This window comes from Vibrio sp. D173a (genome assembly GCF_030248475.1).
Map to the genome: position 1 here is coordinate 1 of NZ_JAHGAH010001284.1, position 1,269 is coordinate 1,269.

Annotated in this window: 1 protein-coding gene; it reads left to right on the forward strand. The window is 44.3% G+C overall.

Annotated features, from left to right (window positions below; translation table 11 throughout):
• Positions 1 to 1,012: bifunctional diguanylate cyclase/phosphodiesterase (locus KIV40_RS32875; RefSeq protein WP_285353567.1), on the forward strand; the 1,012-nt coding region annotated here is incomplete at its 5' end.
• Positions 1,013 to 1,269: the final 257 nt, after the last annotated feature.

Genomic DNA, 1,269 nt, shown 5'->3' on the forward strand with positions numbered 1-1,269 from the left:
CTGTCGTAACCAAAACATCCCTCTGCTTTGTTCGCGAATTATCAACGCACTGAACAAAAGCTTCCATATCGCTGGCATTGGCTCCTTATCAGTGGGATGCAGCATTGGGACCGCCCATTTCCCAGACAACGCGATGGATCAAGAATCACTGCTCAAACAAGCTGGTATGGCGATGCACATGGCAAAAGCCAACGGCAGGAATCGCTACCAAACCTTTACGCCTGATCTTGCTAATGCGCTGCATAGCAAAGTTGATATTCGCCACCGACTAGCAGGTGCGATAGAGAACGATAACCTACACCTGCACTATCAGCCCATTATTCATAGTGAATCTAACAAGATCACTGGCTTTGAGGCTCTTCTGCGCTGGAAAGATAAAGACCTAGGCCAAATTGAACCGCGTGAGTTTATCGGACTTGCTGAAGAGACAGGGCAAATTGTTCCGTTAGGCCGCTGGGTATTGAACGCGGCCCTCAAGCAGCTAGCACAATGGCATAAAAAATTTAGCCCAGAGCTCTCACTGAATATCAATATCTCTGGCAAGCAGATCCATTCCGCTTTTGCTGAACAACTATCGGCGATGTTGAACTTCTACCAACTGCCAGCAAACAAAGTCGCTCTGGAGATCACTGAGTCGGCGATGATCTTCAAACACGGTGAAGTTAAACAAGTGCTCTATGACATTGCAGCACTCGGAGTTGAGCTACACCTTGATGATTTTGGAACCGGCTACTCGTCACTCTCGATGCTGCATGACCTGCCCATCAGCACGGTAAAGCTGGATAAAAGCTTTGTTCATGGCTCACATCAGGGAAGTAAGGCGATCGTCAAGGCAACACATGCTATCTGTGAAAAGCTTGAGCTTAAAGTGGTGGCAGAAGGTGTTGAAACTGAAAGCCAAAAACAGTTTCTAATCAATTGCGGCTACCAATACTTCCAGGGCTTTCTATTTGGTAAGCCTATTTGCCCCGACGAGGTCGAAGAGTACTTTCTAACCCCAAGCTACCACTGATATTTTATTCAATAATTTCATATGGTTAACAATGATATCCCTTACACAGGCTTACATTGTACAAATTCAGAGACAATAGATTTAAGCTATTGTTTTTATTGAAATTTAATATAAATAAAGCAATCTACTCAATTTTTGAAAACTTCGGCCATCTGTTTTGTTGAGAGCGCTTCGTTTAACCTCATTGCACAAAAGGCTTTGTCCGATTACTCGCTTACCAAAGCCACTCTAAGTTACCAGATGAAACAGAGATACTA